This window comes from Pseudomonas sp. GW823-FHT02E01, assembly GCF_058797535.1.
On sequence record NZ_JBXAJS010000004.1, the window covers coordinates 119776 to 139177 of the forward strand.

Below are 19402 nucleotides of genomic sequence, written 5' to 3' on the forward strand. Positions count from 1 at the left end.
AGCTTGCTCGCGATTGCGGTTTAACATTCAACGAATGAGTTGCCTGCCAGTCCGTCATCGCGAGCAAGCTCGCTCCCACAGGGGAACCGTGGGGTTCACCCAATTGAGTCAGCCCTTACTTCTGTTTTTCCAGCTGGTGGTATTTGCCATCCTTGTCCCACTGGTAAACCACGTAGTCGGAGATTTTCAGGTCGCCCTTGCTGTCCCAGGTCTTCTCGCCCATGACGGTCTTGACCGGGTTTTTCTTCAGCCATGCAGCCGCTTCTTCGCCCTTGTTGGACTTGGCGCCGTTGAAGGCTGCTGCCAGGGTCTGGACCGAAGCGTAGGCGTACAGGGTGTAGCCTTCAGGCTCGGTACCGGCCTTGCGGAAGGCGTCTACCACGGTCTTGCTGTCTGGCAGCAGGCGTGGGTCGGCGCCGAAGGTCATCAGCACGCCGTCAACGAATTGCGGGCCGCCAGCGGTGGTCACCAGTTCGTCGGTCACGATGCCGTCGTCGGACATGAACTTGACGTCCTTGAGGCCTTGTTCACGCAGTTGACGCACCAGAGGACCGGCTTCCGGGTGCAGACCACCGAAGTAGACGACGTCAGCGCCGGCACCGCGGATCTTGGTCACGATGGTGCTGAAGTCTTTCTCGCCACGGGTCAGGCCTTCATACAGCACAGGCGTTACGCCGCGCTTGACCAGTTGAGCCTTGGTAGCATCCGCCAGGCCCTGGCCGTAGGTGTCCTTGTCGTGCAGCACGACAACTTTCTTGCCCTTGAGCACGTCGACGATGTAGTCGCCGGCCACGATGCCTTGCTGGTCGTCACGCCCGCACATACGGAACATGGCGCTCAGGCCGCGCTCGGTAACGGCCGGGTTGGTGGAACCCGGGGTGATGGCGATGATGCCCGCCTCGTCGTAGATCTCGGAGGCCGGAATTGTCGAGGAGGAGCAGAAGTGACCGACTACGCCGGCGACTTTCTGGTTGGTCAGGTCCTTGGCGACCGTCACAGCCTGTTTCGGTTCGCAGGCGTCATCGCCCTTGACCAGTACGATTTTTTCCCCGTTAACCCCGCCAGCCGCGTTGACCGCATCGGCCGCGGCCTGTGCACCCTTCATGTACTGTTCGCCAAATGCCGCGTTGGCGCCCGTCATTGGTCCCGCTACGCCGATCTTGATGTCAGCCTGAGCAAACGCAGAAACACCCAGCGCAGTTGCCACTGCGAGGGCCAGAAAGCCTTTCTTGTAAAACGTCTGGGACATGAGGTGGTGCTCCATGGTTTTTTTAATTGGCACTGCGACTTCACTGAATGCTCAGAGCAAGGGCCGTGCCATCGGTTTTTTATTCTGAAAAAAGTCGCTGCTTTCTTGTTATTTCGACTGTTTCGGTCCCATTTTCATTGGGCGTGCAACCGTCTAAACCGCGGAAGGTAAAACCATTTTTTATTTGAGGCGCAACCCGACTGCGCCATCATTGCAACCGCGGCTTTAAACAACGTGCAACCAGCCTGTAACAACGTGCGTCACCGAAGTGCACACTGCTGGTGCGGGACTGCTACAACCCGCACCACTACAGGCTAGCTGCAGATCGAAAAAGCGCCGCCTCCCACTGCAAAAATCAACATTCAGATCACGATCCGCAGGCACTGGCCCGCGTGATACAGCGAGAATCCCGCCTCATACAGACAGCTGCGCAACCCCACCCCGGCCAATGGCTGCATGGGTGCAAAGGGAATCGGTAGCGCTTGAGGATTTCCGTTACACAGGTAATCGGCAAAGGCCTTGCCGACCACCGTGCCCGTGGTCACGCCCCGACCGTTGTAACCGGTGACTGCCACCAAACCGGGCGCTGGCTCGAACAGGCGCATCAAATGATCGGGGGTGAAGGCGATGCAACCGGTCCAGGTGCACTCCCATTCCACCGGCTTGAGGTACGGGAAATAGTGTTGCTGCACGCGGTCGGCCCAGGCCTTGAGGAACCAGGCCGGTTTCTGATTGCCATTACCGAGACTGCCAAGCAGCAGGCGACCGTCTTTGTCTCGACGGATACTGCTGAGCACTTGGCGGGTGTCCCAGGAACCCTGGCCACCGGGCAGAATTTGTCGGGCGGCTTCTTCGGTCAGCGGCACCGAGGCCACCTGATAGTAATAACCGGGGAAGAAATTGCGCCGCAGCTCCGTCCAGTCGCCTTCGGTGTAGGCATTGGAGGCAATCACCACTTTCTCGGCCATGACCGAGCCCTGGGCAGTCTGTACTGACCAGCGCTGACCCTGACGTTCGAGTCGGGTGACCGGGGAATGATCGAACAATTGACCGCCCAGGCCGATGGCCGCTTTGGCCAGCCCCGTGGTGTAGGCCATCGGGTTGAGTGTGCCGGCGCGGCGATCGAGCAATGCCGCGGCGATCTTTTTCGTGCCGGTGGCTTGCTCGCAAGCCTGACCGGTGAGCAGCTCTACGGGCGCACCGCGACGCTTCCATTGTTCTTCACGACTGCGCAAGTCGGCCTCGCCACGGGCGTTATGCGCCATGTGCAGCGTACCTTCGCGGCGCAACTGGCAATCGATGTTGTACTTGTCCACTAGGCTGAACACCAGGGAAGGCGCCGCCCCCAGCATGCGGTTGAGCTGGCTGCCAACCGCCTCGCCAAACCCGGCTTCGATCTCGTCCGGGGGAATCCACATCCCGGCATTGACCAGCCCGACGTTGCGCCCGGAACCACCATGACCGGCGCGATGGGCCTCCAGCACGCAAACAGTCTTGCCTTGCTCCAGCAGATGCACCGCCGCCGACAAACCGGTAAACCCGGCGCCGATGACGCAGACATCCACCGTGACCTCACCCTTGAGGGCCGAATTGTCCGGCCTTTGCGGCGTCAGTTTTTCCCACAGACACTCTTCGCGTAACGGCATTGCCAGACTCCAAGCAGAAACCTAACAAACACATACTTCAAATGTGGGAGCGGGCTTGCTCGCGAAAAACGTCAGGGCAACACGGTTATGCAGCAAACACGCGTTATCGTTGACGTCCATCGCGAGCAAGCTCGCTCCTACAGGAAGGCACCTGTCAATCGAACGTGATGCCCTGCGCCAACGGCAACTCCAGCGAATAGTTCACGGTGTTGGTCTGGCGGCGCATGTAGCCGCGCCATGCATCGGAGCCGGACTCACGACCGCCGCCGGTTTCTTTCTCGCCACCAAACGCGCCGCCGATTTCCGCGCCGCTCGGGCCGATGTTGACGTTGGCAATGCCGCAGTCGCTGCCCACCGCCGACATGAACTGCTCGGCTTCACGCACGTCGGTGGTAAAGATGCACGAGGACAGGCCTTGTGGCACGGCGTTGTTCAGGCGCAGGGCTTCCTGGAAATCGCTGTAGCCAACCACGTACAGGATTGGAGCGAAGGTTTCGTGGCAAACCACATCGCTTTGCTCCGGCATTTCGACGATAGCCGGCGACACGTAGTAGGCATTCGGGAACTTGTCTTGCAGCTGACGCTCACCGCCAAACACCCGGCCGCCCTCACTCAAGGCCTGCTCCAGCGCATCCTGCATGTTGTCGAAGCTTTGCTTGTCGATCAGCGGGCCGATCAGGTTACCTTCCAGCGGATGGCCGATACGCACTTTCGAGTACGCGGCTTTCAAGCGGGTGACGATTTCTTCTTTCACCGACTCATGGGCGATCAGGCGACGCAGGGTGGTGCAGCGCTGACCGGCGGTGCCGACGGCACTGAACAGGATCGCGCGAACGGCCATGTCCAGATCGGCGCTTGGGCCGAGGATCATCGCGTTGTTGCCGCCCAGTTCGAGGATGCTGCGGGCAAAACGCGCGGCGATTTTCGGCGCCACTTCACGGCCCATGCGGGTGCTGCCAGTGGCGCTGACCAGCGCGACACGCGGATCATCGACCAAGGCTTCGCCGGCATCACGACCGCCAATAATCACCTGGCTCAGGTGCGGTGGCGCATCGCTGAAGTTTTTCAGCACGCGATCGAACAGCGCCTGGCAAGCCAGTGCTGTCAGTGGCGTCTTTTCCGACGGCTTCCAGATCACCGGGTTGCCGCAGACCAGCGCCAGCGTGGCGTTCCAGGCCCAGACTGCGACCGGGAAGTTGAACGCACTGATCACCCCGACAACGCCCAGCGGATGCCAGGTTTCGCGCATGTGGTGGCCAGGACGCTCGGAGGCGATGGTCAGACCGTACAACTGACGGGACAGGCCGACGGCGAAGTCGCAGATGTCGATCATTTCCTGAACTTCACCCAGGCCTTCCTGGGTGATCTTGCCGGCCTCCCAGGACACCAGCTCGCCGAGGTCGGCCTTGTATTCACGCAGGATGTCACCCAGTTGCCGCACCAGCTCGCCACGGCGCGGTGCCGGAACCTTGCGCCACAGTTCGAACGCATGATCTGCGCGACTGATGTGTTGCTCGACTTCAGCAGCGCCTTCCCAGTTGACGGCGGCGATCCTGCTGCCATCGATCGGCGAATGCACCGGCACTTTGCCGTTCTGGTACAGGGCCGGGTTCACACCTAGACGATCAAGCAATGCGGCAACCATGGGTCACTCCTCAAGCAAAAGACAGAACACGTGCAGCCGGAAAATCACGGCTGATCAGACCTGTAGTTTTAGCTGCCCGGAGGTTACTCAACAAACGACCTTTAAGAGAGATATCATTCCGTTTATTCATGCTGTGCATTGCTGGCAATAAGAAACAAGAACCAAGGACCGCCCATGCTGAATAAACGCTACTTGCCATCGATCGCTGCATTGCAGTGCTTCGAGGCCGTCACCCGGCATTTGAGCTTCACCCGGGCCGCCGAAGAGTTGAACCTGACCCAAAGCGCCGTGAGCAAACAGGTCGCGCAACTCGAAGAGCTGTTGCAGCACCTGCTGTTTCGCCGGGTGCGCCGCCGCCTGCAGATGACGCCGGCTGGCGATCTGTACCTGGTTGAGGTGCGAAAAATCCTCACGCAGGTCGAGATGTCGACCCATTACCTGCGTTCCTACGGTGGCGAAACGGAAGTCCTGCGGGTTTCGACGCCCCCCACTTTCGGTGCACGCTGGCTGGTGCCGCGCCTGAAAGGCTGGCGCCTGCGGCATCCGTCGATCCACCTGGATCTGTGCAGCGAGCAGGAAGCCGACGACCTGCTGCAAGGTCGCAGCGACCTGGCGTTCTACTTCGGCCAGGGCTCACGGCCCGGCACCGAATGCCTGAAGCTGTTCGGCGAAGAGCTGGTGCCGGTGTGCGCCCCGGGCAGCCTGCCGGACGCACCGTTTACCGATCCGACACAGCTGACGGACCTGGTCCTGCTGCAAAACGCCTCCCGCCCCCAGGCCTGGCATGACTGGTTCGACCATCAGGGCTACCACACCGAGCACAGCTACCACGGACCGCGCTTCGAAACCTTTTACATGTGCATCCGCGCCGCTCAGGTCGGCTGCGGCGTGGCGCTGTTACCCCGTTTTCTGGTGGAAGAGGAACTGGCCGACGGCAAGCTGGTCATTCCCTGGCAGCATGCAATGCCCAGCACCGACGCCTACTACCTGGCGTACCCGGAGCACTCGGCGGAAGTCCCCAAGGTGCGGGACTTTGTGAAGTGGATGCTGGAGCAGATCGATAGCCCGGATGTGATGCAACATTAAACCCTTGCACAATCCCTGTGGGAGCGAGCTTGCTCGCGATGGCGTCATCACATTCAACATTTATATCACCTGACAGGTTGCTATCGCGAGCAAGCTGGCTCCCACAGGGGAATTGCAGCGGTCAAAAAACTGCTGGCAATCCTGCCCAGTGATATGCGCCACTAGCGCCACTGATCAATACCGCTGCAACGCCGGAGATTCCCGTTATGAGCGAGAGTGTGTTTGCCGATCGCATCGTGCAGAACCTGCTCGACACCGACTTCTACAAGCTGACGATGATGCAGGCGGTGCTGCACAACTACCCGAACGTCGAAGTCGAATGGGAGTTTCGTTGCCGTAACAGCGAGGACTTGCGCCCGTACCTGGCGGAAATCCGATTCCAAATCGAGCGCCTGGCCGAACTGAGCCTGAGCGCCGACCAGTTGAGCTTTCTGGAACGCATCAGCTTCCTGAAGCCGGACTTCCTGCGCTTTCTCGGGTTGTTTCGCTTCAACCTGCGTTACATCCACACCGGCCTCGAAAACGGTGAACTGTTTATCCGCCTGCGGGGCCCCTGGCTGCATGTGATCCTGTTCGAAGTGCCGCTGCTGGCGCTGGTCAGCGAAGTGCGCAACCGCTATCGCTACCGCGAAGTCGTGCTGGAACAGGCCCGCGAGCAGCTCTACCGCAAGTTCGACTGGCTGAGCGCCAACGCCAGCAGCGACGAATTGTCCGAATTGCAGGTGGCCGATTTCGGCACCCGTCGTCGCTTTTCCTACCGCGTGCAGGAAGAAGTGGTGAATGTGCTCAAGCACGATTTCCCCGGACGCTTCGTCGGCACCAGCAACGTTCACCTGTCCCGGGAACTGGACATGAAACCCCTGGGCACCATGGCCCACGAATGGATCATGGCGCACCAGCAACTTGGCCCGCGGCTGATCGACAGCCAGATCGCCGCACTCGATTGCTGGGTCCGTGAATACCGTGGCCTGCTGGGGATTGCCCTGACCGACTGCATCACCATTGATGCCTTCCTCGGCGATTTCGATCTGTTTTTCGCCAAGCTTTTCGACGGTTTGCGCCACGACTCAGGCGATCCGGTGGTTTGGGCGGAAAAAGCCATCGCCCACTATCACAGGCTCGGCATCGACCCGATGAGCAAGACGCTGACTTTCTCCGACAGCCTGACCCTGCCCAAGGCTCTGGAGATATTCCGGGCGCTGCGCGGTCGGATCAATGTCAGCTTCGGCATCGGCACCAACCTGACGTGTGATATTCCGGGTGTCGAACCGATGAGCATCGTGCTTAAAATGACCGCCTGCAACGGCCAGCCGGTGGCGAAGATCTCCGACGAGCCAGGCAAGACGCACTGCAAAGACCCGAATTTCGTCGCTTACCTGCGACACGTTTTCCAGGTTCCTGCCGCCCTTTCAAGTACATCAAGCAAGGAGTGAATTCATGCAAGCCGTACAGCGTGAGATTGCTGAACAGCTCAAGGTCCAGCCGCCATTCGCCGACGAAGCCGCCCTTGAGGCCGAAGTCGCCCGGCGGGTGACCTTCATTCAGGACTGCCTGGTCAATTCCGGGCTCAAGACCCTGGTACTGGGCATCAGTGGTGGTGTCGACTCCCTCACCGCCGGCCTGCTGGCCCAACGGGCCGTCCGTGAACTGCGCCAGCGCAGCGGTGATGCCGCCTACAAATTCATCGCCGTGCGCCTGCCCTACGAAACCCAGTTCGATGAACACGACGCCCAGGCTTCAGTGGATTTCATCAAGCCGGACGAGCGCCACACCGTGAACATCGGTCCGGCGGTCAAATCCCTGGCCAATGAAGTGGCGGCCTTCGAAGGCAAACATGCGGTGTCGGTGGACTTCGTGCTCGGCAACACCAAGGCGCGCATGCGCATGGTCGCCCAGTACACCATCGCCGGCGCGGCCCATGGCCTGGTGATCGGCACCGATCACGCGGCGGAAGCGGTGATGGGTTTCTTCACCAAGTTCGGTGACGGCGCCTGCGACCTGGCGCCACTGAGTGGCCTAGTGAAAAATCAGGTCCGCGCCATCGCCCGCAGCTTCGGCGCGCCGGAGTCGCTGGTGGAGAAAGTCCCGACCGCCGATCTGGAGGACCTGTCGCCCGGCAAACCGGACGAAGCGTCCCACGGCGTGACCTATGCCGAGATCGATGCGTTCCTGCACGGCAACCCGGTACGTGAAGAGGCGTTCAAGATCATTGTTGATACCTACAACAAGACCCATCACAAGCGGGTGATGCCGTTTGCGCCTTGAGGCGTGAGTGAATGAAAAAGCCCGCTGAAGTGTTGAGCTCCAGCGGGCTTTTTCTTTGGCCAGAACAGGCATCGATGCTTCTGGCCCCTTCGCGGGCAAGCCCGCTCCCACAGGTACGGTGGCGGCCCTGTGGGAGCGTGGCTTGCCCGCGATGAACGATAACGCGGTGGTCAGTCTTACTTCAGAGTCACGGTGCCTTTCATCATCGAAATGTGGCCCGGGAACGAGCAGAAGAAACCGTACTTTTGAGCGGCATCGAGCTTGGACACATCGAAGGTCACCGAATCGGTTTCCTTGGCGCCGATGATCTTGGTGTGGGCGATCACGCGGGCATCGCCTTCCTTCAGGTAGTTCTTGTCGATGCCAGCGCTCAGGCCGTCGGTGGCGATCGGCTGCATGTCGGCTTCTTTACTCAGCACCCAGTTATGGCCCATGACGTTCTTCGGCAAGCTGCCGGAATGCTTGAGTTCCACGGTAAACGTCTTGCAGCTCTTGTCGATTTCAATAGCCTTCGTGTCGAAAGACATCTGGTCGGTGGAGTCGACGGTGACTTTGCACTCTGCAGCCATCAATTGGCTGCTGGCCAGTGTCAACAGGGATACCGCAACAAGTTTGGCAAACATGGTGAATCTCCAAGGCAGGGTTAAGGAAATCGCGAATAAACAGAAGACTGCCTGAAAACTTCGCAAGTTCATATGACTTGAATCAAAAATTGTATACAACTTTCGCGCTATGGCACCGATGCGAAATATCTACCGGCCAAGTGTCTGGTCCGGGCCTATCATCAGGCCGTCCCCCTTCAAATGGAATGCCCATCATGTTGATCAACAGTCTGTTGTGCAGTTTGCTGGCCGCCTACGCCTGCGGTGCCAGCGGCACGTACGAAACCCCAGAACACCAAGTCTAGCCCTTGGAGTGCCGTGCGCCTGCCTTTACTCTGTGGCCCTGATCGACCAAGGAGCAAGGCATGTCTTTAACATCCGTTTGTGTATTTTGTGGTGCCAGCACCGGCACCAACCCGGCTTACCGCGAAGCAGCCGTGGCCCTTGGCCGGGCGTTGGCCGAGCGCAAGCTGACCCTGGTGTATGGTGGTGGCGCCGTGGGCTTGATGGGCATCGTCGCCGATGCGGCCCTAGCGGCCGGCGGTGAAGTGATCGGCATCATCCCGCAAAGCCTCAAAGACAAGGAAATCGGCCACAGCGGCCTGACTCGCCTGGAAGTCGTCGATGGCATGCACGCGCGCAAGGCGCGGATGGCCGAGCTCAGCGATGCCTTTATCGCACTGCCCGGCGGCCTTGGCACCCTCGAAGAGCTGTTCGAAGTCTGGACCTGGGGCCAGCTCGGCTACCACGGCAAACCGCTGGGTTTGCTGGAAGTGAATGGTTTCTACAGCAAATTGACGTCTTTTCTTGATCACATCGTCGGCGAAGGCTTCGTTCGCGGGCAGCACCGTGACATGCTGCAAGTGAGCGAATCGCCGCAAACCCTGCTCGATGCTCTGGATGCCTGGCAACCGTCCATAGCGCCAAAATGGGCCGAGCAAAAACCCAGCTAACGGCTCGGCACCGATACAGGGCAGAATATGCGCCGCTCAACCTCACCTTCGACCCCAGAGGATCGCCCATGGCTAAACCTAATTATTCCTTCGCCAAACGTCAGAGAGACTTGGCCAAGGAGCAGAAGAAAGAGGAAAAGCTTCAGCGCAAGAAAGCTACAGCTGAAGAAGCGGCACTGAACCCTGAGGGTGAAGTGGCGGCAGAAGACGATGTTGATGCACCGAAAGACTCGGCGCCCGACGCCTGAGAACCTCCGGGCCGGTTGATCTGAACAGGCCCACCGGATCTGTGTAAAGGGTTGGCAGCTTTGCTGCCGACCCACACAGGCCAATCGAATGACCCAAACACACCGTAATTCCCTGTGGGAGCGAGCTTGCTCGCGATGACGGCCGCACATCCAATATCAAATTGACTGACACACCGCTATCGCGAGCAAGCTCGCTCCCACAGTTGATCTTCGTTAATCCAGTGGCATCACAGTGACGCGAACTTCCGGGTCGTGGTTCCCTCCCCCAAGAATCACCCCCCGCAACGGCGACACATCGGAAAAATCCCGGCCCCAGGCCAGGGTGATGTGCTCCAGTGCCGGTTGCACATTGTTGGTCGGATCGAAATCCACCCACCCCAGCACCGGGCAAAACACCGAGACCCAGGCGTGGGATGCATCGGCACCAATCAGCCGTGGCTGGCCAGGTGGCGGCTGGGTCAGCAGGTAGCCGCTGATGTAGCGTGCGGCCAATCCACGGGAGCGTACACAGGCGAGCATCAGGTGGGCAAAATCCTGGCAGACCCCGCGCCGACGCTCCAACACTTCTACCAGCGGCGTCGCCACCTGAGTCGCTTCGGCATCGAAGGTGAACTCGCTGAAGATTTTCTCCATCAACGCCTGAACGCCGAGCAACAGCGGCCGCCCCGTCGGGAAGCAGCTCTCGGAAAATTCGACGAAGTTGCGCTTTAGATGCACGTAAGGTGATTCGAAGCGGTAACGGCAGGCTTCAAGCAATTCGGGTGACAGTGGCTGGCTGCTGTAAGTCAGCGCGCTACGGGTGTCTTCCCATGGGGGTGAAAGATTGAAGTCCAGCACGGGCCGGGGAAGTACCTCGATCGTGAGGCTGGCATTGACCAGCAGCTCATCATGAGGACGTTCAAACGCCAGCCGGGTCAGCGGATTGCCGAATACATCCAGTTCATCGCGGCGCGAGGTCGGCTGCGGACTGATCTGCAATTGCCGGTCGGTGCAGCGCTGCCAGGCACAAGGCCGCGGCCACAAATGCGCCAGTTGCTGGGCCAGGGACACCGGGCTGTCGTAGTGATAATGGGTGTCGTGGAAAATCTGGTAGTGAGCGCTCATCAGACGGACACCGTGCGCTGGCTGACATCATCGACATGAGCGAAATGCCGCAGCGCCAAGCGATCGGAAACTTGCCCGCTGGCGTCGGCGATCTCTTGCAGCAGCGCGGCCAGCCCCTCGATGGCAGCGCGAACACTCGCGTCGCCGAACAGCGGGTTTTCCAGGCAGCCCAGATCGAATCGCGCCAGACGCTCGACCAATTGCGGCAGCGCTGCTTCACGCGGCGCGCCAAAGTCATCGTTGAGGCGTTTGAGTGTGCGGGTCACCAGTTTCAATTGGAACAACACGGCGTGAGGGTTCTGCTCATCGAGCAATAGCAGGTCGAGCACCGGGATCAGCTGCGCCACCGCCAGGTATCGAGAACGGTAAGTGATGCTGCTGTTGCCCAGTTCCAGCAACCACTCCAGCCCGGCCTGATCGAAAGCCCCGGCGCCCCGCAGGAACGCCGCCAGGCTGCCGCTGAGAAATTGCAGGCGTTCGATTCGCCGACCAATCATCAGGAAACGCCAGCCTTCATCCCGGGTCATGTCGTCCAGGGCAAAGCCAGACAGCGCCGCCAGAGACATCACCAGACGATTGAGAAAATCCAGCAACTCACCGAAATCCGGCTCTTCGGTTTCCAGCTCCATGGCCTCGCGCTGTAACTCCACCAGCGCCTGCCAGTTTTCCCGCGAGAGCTTGCCGCGCACCTGCGAAGCAGCCCACTGCAAGCGTTGCAGGTTGGAACGCAGACTGAACGGCCAGTCATCGCCGAGCAGCGCCGCCAACAGGCGTTCCGGCAACTCGCCCTCATCGGGCAACAGCATCAGCCGCTCGCCGAGGTCCACCGCTGCCTGCAGGGCTTGTGGGTCGTCGCCGTCGACATAGCGCGCCAGCATGATGCGCAGCAAACGGGCGCTGTCGTCGCAACGCTCGCAATAACGACCGAACCAGAACAGGTTTTCCACCACCCGCGATGGCAGGTACGGATCGCGCCGCACCAGGTCATGCACACCGATGTTGCGTTGGGCCTTCCATTGTTCGCCGCTAGGCGCACGATCGCCCAGCACCCAGGTGTCTTTACTGGCGCCGCCGCGCTGCATCGACACCACTTCAGCATCGGCTTGGGCGGCGACCCGGGTCAAGCCACCGGGCAGTACCCGATATCCCTCGCGGCTGGCCACTGCATACACGCGCATGCCGATGGCACGGGGTTGCAGTTGGCCGTCTTCGGCTTGCCAGATCGGCGCCTGGGACAATTGCGCAAGTTCTTGCGCCACATAGGCATAAGGACGCGCCTGCATGCGCTCTGCGAGCTCCTTGCGCTGTTTATCACTCAAATCACGGCCAAATACCGGTGCAAAGCTCTGGGACGGAAACGCCGGCTTGATCAGCAACTCTGGAAGTTTCTCCAGGGCCTGGGCCAGAACCGGCGCTTCACCGCACCACCAGGTGGCGATGGACGGCAGGATCAGTTCTTCGCCAAACAGGAATTGATTGATCTTCGGCAGAAAACCCAACAAACCCGGCGATTCCAGCACACCGCTGCCGAGGGCGTTGGCCACCAGAACCCGCCCCTGCCGCACAGCCTCAAGCAGGCCAGGCACGCCGAGGGCGGAGTCGGTTCGCAGCTCCAGCGGATCGCAGAAGTCATCGTCGAGCCGGCGCATGATCGCGTGGACCCGACGCAGGCCACTCAGGGTCTTCAGGTAGACCGTGGCATCGCGCACCGTCAGGTCGCCGCCCTCCACCAGCGGATAACCGAGCTGACGAGCCAGATACAGATGTTCAAAATAGCTTTCGTTGAAACGCCCCGGTGTCAGCAGTACCACCAACGGTGCGTCTCCGTCACTCGGGGCCTGACGGACCAGAGTTTCCTGCAAGGTGCGGAAGAACCCGGCCAGGTGCTGCACTTTCAGATCGCGGTACAACTCGGGAAAGGCCCGGGACACAATCGTGCGGTTTTCCAGCGCATATCCGGCTCCCGAAGGCGCCTGGGTACGATCCGCCGTCACCCACCAGCGGCCATCGGGTGTGCGCGCCAGATCCACGGCATACAGATGCAGAAAGGCTCCGTCAGGCGGGCTGATGCCCTGACAGGGCCAAAGGAAGTTGTTGTGACCGAACACCAGCTCGGCGGGCAGCAGACCTTCGGCGATCAGCCGTTGCGGACCGTAAAGGTCAGCCAGCACGGCATTGAGCAACCGCGCCCTCTGAGCGATGCCGGCCGACAACTGTTGCCACTCCTCAGCCGCGATGACATGGGGCAGCAGGTCCAGCTCCCACGGCCGGTCCGCGCCCTTGGGGTCGGCATAGACGTTATAGGTAACGCCGTTTTCCTGAATCTGCCGGGTCAGCAGAGCCTGACGCTGCACCAGTTGTGCCGGCGTGCTGCGTTGCAACTGTTCGAACAGCCGGCGCCAGTGCGGGCGCACGGCGCCACTGTCGTCGAGCAGTTCGTGATAGGTGCCCGCCGTCAGCGGGTAGCGGTCTAGCAGGTCAGGCATGGAAAGCTCGGCAGACAGCAATGAACGGTCAGACTAACGCAGGCTCGTGACGCCCGGATATACGAAAAATCCGAGCGTCGCGTACGGTTTAGAAACGTCGCAAATCGAGTGTCATCGGCAACTCGTCGCTGATTTCCAGATTGGGTACAGGAAACTTTCCCGGCGTGTGTCCGATGCGGAAGAAGCGCGCCATTCGCCGGCTCTCCGCTTCGTTAGCATTCACCGGCAAACTGTCGTAGTTGCGCCCGCCCGGATGGGCGACGTGGTACTGACAACCGCCCAGCGAGCGCTGCATCCAGATGTCGAGCAGGTCGAACACCAGGGGCGCGTGGACCGCAATGGTCGGTTGCAGGCAGTTAGCCGGTTGCCAGGCACGGAATCTCACGCCAGCGACGAATTCGCCTACACGCCCGGTGGGCTGCAATGGCACCGGAATGCCGTTGCAGGTCAGCAGATATCGCTGGGGCGGCAAGCCGCTGAGTTTGACCTGCAAACGCTCCAGTGACGAATCCACGTAACGCACCGTACCGCCCATGGCGCCCTCTTCGCCCAGCACGTGCCAGGGCTCGAGCGCCTGGCGCAGTTCCAGCGCAATGCCGCTGACGGCGTAGTCGCCAACCTTGGGGAAGCGGAATTCCAGATGCGCGGCGAACCATTCGGCCCGCACCGGATAACCGGCGGAGTTGAGGTCGACGATGACATCGGCGAAGTCTTGCTCGATAAAGTGCGGCAACAGGAAGCGATCGTGCAGCTCCGTGCCCCAGCGCGCCAGTTTCGGCGGCGCATAGGGCTCGCGCCAGAACCGCGCAACCAGCGCCCGCAGCAACAATTGTTGCGCCAGGCTCATGCGCGCATGGGGCGGCATCTCGAACGCACGTAGCTCCAGCAATCCGAGGCGCCCGGTGGCACCGTCCGGCGAATAGAGTTTGTCGATGCAGAACTCGGCGCGGTGGGTGTTGCCGGTTACATCGATCAGCAGGTTGCGCAGCAGTCGATCCACCAGCCATGGCGGGCACTCCTCACCCGCTTCAGGCATCTGCGCGAAGGCGATTTCCAGCTCGTACAAGGCATCGTTGCGCGCCTCATCGACCCGCGGCGCCTGGGACGTCGGGCCGATGAACAATCCGGAAAACAGGTAGGACAGCGACGGATGGTTATGCCAGTAGCTGATCAGGCTGCGCAGCAGATCCGGGCGACGCAGAAACGGCGAGTCCCCCGGTGTCGCGCCACCCAGCACGAAATGGTTACCACCGCCCGTGCCGGTATGCCGGCCGTCGATCATGAATTTCTCGGTGGTCAGCCGAGTCTGGCGCGCCTCTTCATAGAGGAATTCGGTGCGCTCGACCAGCTCATCCCAGGTCGCGGACGGCTGCACGTTGACCTCGATCACCCCCGGATCCGGGGTGATGCGCAAGTTGCTCAGGCGTGGATCGCTCGGCGGCTCATACCCCTCCAGCAACACCGGGCACATCAGCTCTTCGGCGGTGGCTTCGATGGCAGCGACCAGCTCGAGGTAATCCTCGACCCGTTCCAGCGGCGGCATGAACAGGTACAAACGGCCTTCCCGCGCCTCGGCACAGAACGCCGTGCGGGTCAGCCAGTCGGCGGACTCGTCGATGTTTGGCGCACGGTCTTCTGCGACGGCTGCGCCTTGGCTCTGAAGCTGCCCTGTGTCGGGCAGCGGCGGGAAATCCTGATTCGGGTCCTGCGGATAGATGAACGGATACTCCGCCGCCTTCACCCAAGGCTGCGAACCCAGCGGCAAGCGATATCCGAGTGGAGAATCCCCCGGCACCAGACGGCAGTGCTCGTCGCGCAGATACCAGCGCCCGCTCTGCCACTGGTCGCCCTTGGCGGTGCGCGCCAGCGGCAGAACCTGGCCGATGACCTTGTCCAGGCCTTGACTGAAGACCTTGCGCAGGCGCTTACGCTCCAAAGGCTCTTCCAGGCGTGAGTCTTCGGCGCTGACGTTTTGCGGCAACATTCCTTCGCGCCAGAGGTAATAGAAATTGTCTTCGTAGGCGGGGAACACAAAGCGTGTCGGAATCTTCAAGCGTTCGGCGACACTCGCCAGAAAACGCCCGGCCAGCGCACCGTCGGCGCCATAATCCTCCTGCTCGTCGGCGATCAGCGCGCTGTTGTGCCAGATCGGTACGCCGTCACGGCGCCAGTAGCAATTGAGCGACCAGCGCGGCAGTTGCTCGCCGGGATACCACTTGCCCTGCCCGAAATGCACCAGCCCCTGGGGTGCGTAGTGCTTGCGCATGCGCTGGAACAGTTCGGCGGACAACCGTCGTTTATCCGGCCCCAGCGCCGCGGTATTCCACTCGGCGCCGTCCGGGTCATCGATGGACACAAAGGTCGGCTCGCCGCCCATGGTCAGGCGTACATCGCCTTCCAGCAAATCAGCATCGATCCGTCGGCCCAGGGCCTGGATCGCCAGCCACTGATCGTCGCTGTAGGGCTTGGTGACCCGTGGTGCTTCCCAAATCCGCTCCACGGACATTTCGTGGCTGAATTCGCACTCGCAGGGTTCCACCAAGCCACTGATCGGCGCCGCAGAGGACGGATCGGGACTACAGGCCAATGGAATATGTCCTTCACCGGCAAACAGTCCAGAGGTCGCATCCAGGCCGATCCAGCCGGCGCCGGGCAGGTACACCTCGCACCAGGCGTGCAGGTCGGTGAAATCCACGTCGGTGCCGGACGGACCGTCGAGACTTTTGACGTCGGCGGTCAGCTGGATCAGGTAGCCCGACACGAAACGCGCCGCCAGCCCCAGGTTGCGCAGCAGTTGCACCAGCAACCAGGCGGAGTCGCGGCACGAACCGGAGGCCTGGTCGAGGGTGTGCTCAGGTGTTTGTACGCCGGGCTCCATGCGGATCAGGTAGTCGATGTCTTCGCTCAAACGCTGGTTGAGCGCGACGAGAAAGTCCACGGCGGGTAACGGTGTGCGGTCGATGCCGTCCAGGTAGGCCTTGAACTTCGGCGTCAGGGGCAGGGTTTCCAGGTACGGCGCCAGCTCCTTGCGCTCATCCGCGGCATAGGTGAAGGGGATTTTTTCCGCGTAGGGTTCGAGGAAGAAGTCGAACGGATTGAAGATCGCCATTTCGGCCAGCAGATCGACTTCGATTCGCAATTCTTCGGTTTTTTCCGGGAACACCAGCCGCGCCAGGTAATTGCCCTGAGGGTCCTGCTGCCAGTTGATGAAGTGCTGTTCGGGGGAGACTTTCAACGCATAGGACAGAATCCGCGTGCGGCTGTGGGCGGCGGGACGCAGGCGAACGATCTGCGGGCCGAGTTCGACAGCGCGGTCATAGCGGTAATGCGTGACGTGGTGCAATGCGACATGAATCGACACGGCGTGCCTCCTGCGAGCCTTGAGCGTATTGGAAAGCGCGCAAGACTTATGCCATCCAGCAGCGCTGGCGCTTTCTTCGGTTGCCTGAGGCAGTACAGCACCAAAATCGGGCGATGCGGGAAAATGGTTTGGCACAGGTGCACGTAAATGTGGCAACCAGCCAGAATTGGTTGGCAGCTCCGGCCTCTTCGCGGGCAAGCCCGCTCCCACAGGGTTTTGCTGTGAACACAAAACTGCGGACAACCTCAATAACCTGTGGGAGCGGGCTTGCCCGCGAAGAGGCCATTGGTTCCAGCACAAATGGTTGAACCCTGAAACGCAAAACGCCAACCCGAAGGTTGGCGTTCTGTTCAGTTCAAGCGAGGCTTAGCGCGGCACGACCGGCTTGCGGGTCGGCTTTGGCCCCTTGCCTTTGGCCGCATCCTTGCGTTCCTTGGCCGCCTGCTGGTTGCGGGCGAACGCCGCAGCCTTGGCCTGTTCACGCTTGTCCCACGGGTTGCCGCCATCGCTGGCACGTGGTGGCAGGCCGGTGTGCTGGGTCAGGATCTTGGTGGTCTTTTCCCCTGCAACCTTGTGGCTGCCGGCCGGCGTCGAGTTCTTGCGACGGGCGCTCTGGTAGCTGTCAGTCGACGGCTGATGCAAAGGAATCAACTGGTTCTTGCCCGGCCCGATCAGGTCGGCGCGGCCCATGCGGGTCAGTGCCTCACGCAGCATCGGCCAGCCTTTCGGGTCGTGATAACGCAAGAACGCCTTGTGCAGTCGGCGCTGCTCCTCGCTCTTGACGATGGTCACCGCGTCACTCTTGTAGGTGACCTTGCGCAGCGGGTTCTTGCCCGAGTGGTACATCGCGGTGGCGGTGGCCATCGGCGACGGGTAGAACGCCTGCACCTGGTCGGCACGGAAGCCGTTGCCCTTGAGCCACAGGGCCAGGTTCATCATGTCTTCATCGGTGGTGCCCGGGTGGGCGGCGATGAAGTACGGAATCAGGTACTGCTCCTTGCCCGCTTCCTTGGAGTACTTCTCGAACATGCGCTTGAACTTGTCATAGCTGCCGATGCCCGGTTTCATCATCTGGTTGAGCGGACCTTCCTCGGTGTGTTCCGGGGCGATCTTCAGGTAGCCACCGACGTGGTGGGTCACCAACTCCTTGACGTACTCCGGCGACTCGACCGCGAGGTCATAGCGCAGGCCGGAAGCGATCAGGATCTTCTTCACACCCGGCAATTCACGGGCACTGCGGTACAACTGGATCAGCGCCGAGTGGTCGGTGTTCAGGTTCGGGCAGATGCCAGGGAACACGCACGATGGCTTGCGGCACGCGGATTCGATTTCCGGGCTCTTGCAGGCAATGCGGTACATGTTCGCGGTCGGGCCACCGAGGTCGGAGATCACGCCGGTAAAACCCGGGACCTTGTCACGAATCTCTTCGATTTCGCGAATGATCGACTCGTGGGAACGGTTCTGGATGATCCGGCCTTCGTGCTCGGTGATCGAGCAGAAGGTGCAGCCGCCGAAGCAGCCACGCATGATGTTCACCGAGAAACGGATCATGTCGTAGGCCGGGATTTTTTCCTTGCCATACGCCGGGTGCGGAATGCGCGCATAAGGCATGCCGAACACGTAGTCCATTTCTTCGGTGGTCATCGGAATCGGTGGCGGGTTGAACCAGACGTCGACTTCGCCGTGCTTCTGCACCAGCGCACGGGCGTTGCCCGGGTTGGTTTCCAGGTGCAACACGCGGTTGGCGTGGGCGTAGAGCACTGCGTCATTACGGACCTTTTCCACCGACGGCAGACGAATCACGGTCTTGTCGCGGGTCATGCGCGGGCTGGCCAGGATCTGCACGACCTTGGCTTCCTGCGGATCTTCAACCGGACCTTTTTCCTGCTCGATGGCGCAGGCCTGGGTGTCCTGGGTGTTGACGTACGGGTTGATGATCTTGTCGATCTTGCCCGGACGGTCAATGCGCGTGGAGTCGACTTCGTACCAGCCTTGCGGTGTGTCACGACGGATGAACGCGGTGCCGCGCACGTCGGTGATGTCTTCGATCTTGTGACCGTAGGACAGGCGCTGGGCGACTTCGACAATCGCACGCTCGGCATTACCGTAGAGCAGGATGTCGGCGCTGGCGTCGATCAGGATCGAGTTGCGCACACGGTCCTGCCAGTAGTCGTAGTGAGCGATGCGGCGCAGGGACGCTTCGATGCCGCCGAGCACGATCGGCACGTGCTTGTAGGCTTCCTTGCAGCGCTGGCTGTAGACCAGGCTGGCGCGGTCCGGACGCTTGCCGGCCAGGCCACCCGGCGTGTACGCGTCGTCGGAACGGATTTTCTTGTCCGCTGTGTAGCGGTTGATCATGGAGTCCATGTTGCCGGCCGCGACACCGAAGAACAGGTTCGGCTCGCCGAGCTTCATGAAATCGTCTTTGGACTGCCAGTTCGGCTGGGCAATGATCCCGACGCGGAAGCCCTGGGACTCCAGCAGCCGGCCGATGATCGCCATGCCGAACGACGGGTGGTCGACGTAGGCATCACCGGTGACGATGATGATGTCGCAGGAATCCCAGCCGAGCTGATCCATCTCCTCCCTGCTCATGGGCAGGAACGGCGCTGGCCCGAAACATTCGGCCCAGTACTTGGGATAGTCAAATAACGGCTTGGCTGCTTGCATGTCGATAACCGGTGTTGGCTTTCATTGAATTTCGCGGGCGCGGAATATAGCACAAATTTTGACCAATTCCGACGGCCATGGTCGGAA

13 protein-coding genes are annotated in these 19402 nt (G+C 60.9%); 5 read left to right on the forward strand and 8 right to left on the reverse strand.

Going from position 1 to position 19402, the window contains the following annotated elements; genetic code table 11:
- Window positions 1–115: 115 nt before the first annotated feature.
- The 3 genes from AC1RDQ_RS10815 to amaB form a co-directional block, all read right to left on the reverse strand.
- Complete coding sequence (locus AC1RDQ_RS10815; RefSeq protein ID WP_008048115.1) at window positions 116–1249, reverse strand: ABC transporter substrate-binding protein; 1134 nt, start codon at window positions 1247–1249, stop codon at window positions 116–118.
- A 362-nt stretch (window positions 1250–1611) separates the two neighbouring features.
- Window positions 1612–2895, reverse strand: coding sequence for an L-pipecolate oxidase (gene amaA, locus AC1RDQ_RS10820; protein ID WP_057712223.1), 1284 nt, complete (start codon window positions 2893–2895; stop codon window positions 1612–1614).
- 154 nt (window positions 2896–3049) lie between these two features.
- A complete protein-coding gene (gene amaB / locus AC1RDQ_RS10825) occupies window positions 3050–4540 on the reverse strand; it encodes an L-piperidine-6-carboxylate dehydrogenase (RefSeq protein WP_102669255.1) in 1491 nt (496 codons plus the stop codon).
- A gap of 174 nt (window positions 4541–4714) precedes the next feature.
- Here amaB and AC1RDQ_RS10830 point away from each other — a divergent pair, with 174 nt between their 5' ends.
- The 3 genes from AC1RDQ_RS10830 to nadE all read left to right on the forward strand — a co-directional run bounded on the left by AC1RDQ_RS10830 (window position 4715) and on the right by nadE (window position 7891).
- Window positions 4715–5626 (forward strand): LysR family transcriptional regulator, encoded by a 912-nt coding sequence (locus AC1RDQ_RS10830; RefSeq protein ID WP_057712225.1) that lies wholly within the window; start codon window positions 4715–4717, stop codon window positions 5624–5626.
- A gap of 206 nt (window positions 5627–5832) precedes the next feature.
- Window positions 5833–7059, forward strand: a complete 1227-nt coding sequence (gene pncB / locus AC1RDQ_RS10835) for a nicotinate phosphoribosyltransferase (protein WP_057712226.1) — start codon at window positions 5833–5835, stop codon at window positions 7057–7059.
- Between the two features lie 4 nt (window positions 7060–7063).
- Complete coding sequence (gene nadE, locus AC1RDQ_RS10840; protein ID WP_090452833.1) at window positions 7064–7891, forward strand: NAD(+) synthase; 828 nt, start codon at window positions 7064–7066, stop codon at window positions 7889–7891.
- Between the two features lie 176 nt (window positions 7892–8067).
- On the opposite strand, the gene azu is transcribed toward nadE, so the two are convergent.
- Window positions 8068–8514: an azurin gene (azu, locus tag AC1RDQ_RS10845; protein ID WP_223502848.1), complete on the reverse strand. Its 447-nt coding sequence runs from the start codon at window positions 8512–8514 to the stop codon at window positions 8068–8070.
- A 344-nt stretch (window positions 8515–8858) separates the two neighbouring features.
- Between azu and AC1RDQ_RS10850 the strand changes: the two genes are divergently transcribed.
- Window positions 8859–9446, forward strand: coding sequence for a cytokinin riboside 5'-monophosphate phosphoribohydrolase (locus AC1RDQ_RS10850; protein WP_057397746.1), 588 nt, complete (start codon window positions 8859–8861; stop codon window positions 9444–9446).
- A gap of 68 nt (window positions 9447–9514) precedes the next feature.
- Window positions 9515–9694 carry a hypothetical protein gene (locus AC1RDQ_RS10855; RefSeq protein WP_007973286.1) on the forward strand — a complete coding sequence of 60 codons (180 nt, stop codon included), beginning with the start codon at window positions 9515–9517 and terminating at the stop codon, window positions 9692–9694.
- 213 nt (window positions 9695–9907) lie between these two features.
- On the opposite strand, the gene AC1RDQ_RS10860 is transcribed toward AC1RDQ_RS10855, so the two are convergent.
- The 4 genes from AC1RDQ_RS10860 to AC1RDQ_RS10875 all read right to left on the reverse strand — a co-directional run bounded on the left by AC1RDQ_RS10860 (window position 9908) and on the right by AC1RDQ_RS10875 (window position 19315).
- Entirely contained in the window at window positions 9908–10798 is an 891-nt protein-coding gene (locus AC1RDQ_RS10860; protein ID WP_407514988.1) for a transglutaminase family protein, read from the reverse strand.
- A complete protein-coding gene (locus AC1RDQ_RS10865; protein WP_492587225.1) occupies window positions 10798–13284 on the reverse strand; it encodes a circularly permuted type 2 ATP-grasp protein in 2487 nt (828 codons plus the stop codon). Before AC1RDQ_RS10865 ends, AC1RDQ_RS10860 begins: the two co-directional genes overlap by 1 nt.
- An 88-nt stretch (window positions 13285–13372) precedes the next feature.
- Window positions 13373–16645: a transglutaminase family protein gene (locus tag AC1RDQ_RS10870; RefSeq protein ID WP_492587227.1), complete on the reverse strand. Its 3273-nt coding sequence runs from the start codon at window positions 16643–16645 to the stop codon at window positions 13373–13375.
- 366 nt (window positions 16646–17011) lie between these two features.
- Window positions 17012–19315 (reverse strand): YgiQ family radical SAM protein, encoded by a 2304-nt coding sequence (locus tag AC1RDQ_RS10875; protein ID WP_007994999.1) that lies wholly within the window; start codon window positions 19313–19315, stop codon window positions 17012–17014.
- Window positions 19316–19402: the final 87 nt, after the last annotated feature.

Bases quoted from the DNA above. Each gene is read 5' to 3' on its own strand.
- azu (WP_223502848.1), bottom strand. From the start codon at position 8,514: ATGTTTGCCAAACTTGTTGCGGTATCCCTGTTGACACTGGCCAGCAGC.
- AC1RDQ_RS10865 (WP_492587225.1), bottom strand. From the start codon at position 13,284: ATGCCTGACCTGCTAGACCGCTACCCGCTGACGGCGGGCACCTATCAC.
- amaB (WP_102669255.1), bottom strand. From the start codon at position 4,540: ATGGTTGCCGCATTGCTTGATCGTCTAGGTGTGAACCCGGCCCTGTAC.
- nadE (WP_090452833.1), top strand. From the start codon at position 7,064: ATGCAAGCCGTACAGCGTGAGATTGCTGAACAGCTCAAGGTCCAGCCG.
- AC1RDQ_RS10875 (WP_007994999.1), bottom strand. From the start codon at position 19,315: ATGCAAGCAGCCAAGCCGTTATTTGACTATCCCAAGTACTGGGCCGAA.
- AC1RDQ_RS10815 (WP_008048115.1), bottom strand. From the start codon at position 1,249: ATGTCCCAGACGTTTTACAAGAAAGGCTTTCTGGCCCTCGCAGTGGCA.
- AC1RDQ_RS10830 (WP_057712225.1), top strand. From the start codon at position 4,715: ATGCTGAATAAACGCTACTTGCCATCGATCGCTGCATTGCAGTGCTTC.
- pncB (WP_057712226.1), top strand. From the start codon at position 5,833: ATGAGCGAGAGTGTGTTTGCCGATCGCATCGTGCAGAACCTGCTCGAC.
- AC1RDQ_RS10855 (WP_007973286.1), top strand. From the start codon at position 9,515: ATGGCTAAACCTAATTATTCCTTCGCCAAACGTCAGAGAGACTTGGCC.
- AC1RDQ_RS10860 (WP_407514988.1), bottom strand. From the start codon at position 10,798: ATGAGCGCTCACTACCAGATTTTCCACGACACCCATTATCACTACGAC.
- amaA (WP_057712223.1), bottom strand. From the start codon at position 2,895: ATGCCGTTACGCGAAGAGTGTCTGTGGGAAAAACTGACGCCGCAAAGG.
- AC1RDQ_RS10850 (WP_057397746.1), top strand. From the start codon at position 8,859: ATGTCTTTAACATCCGTTTGTGTATTTTGTGGTGCCAGCACCGGCACC.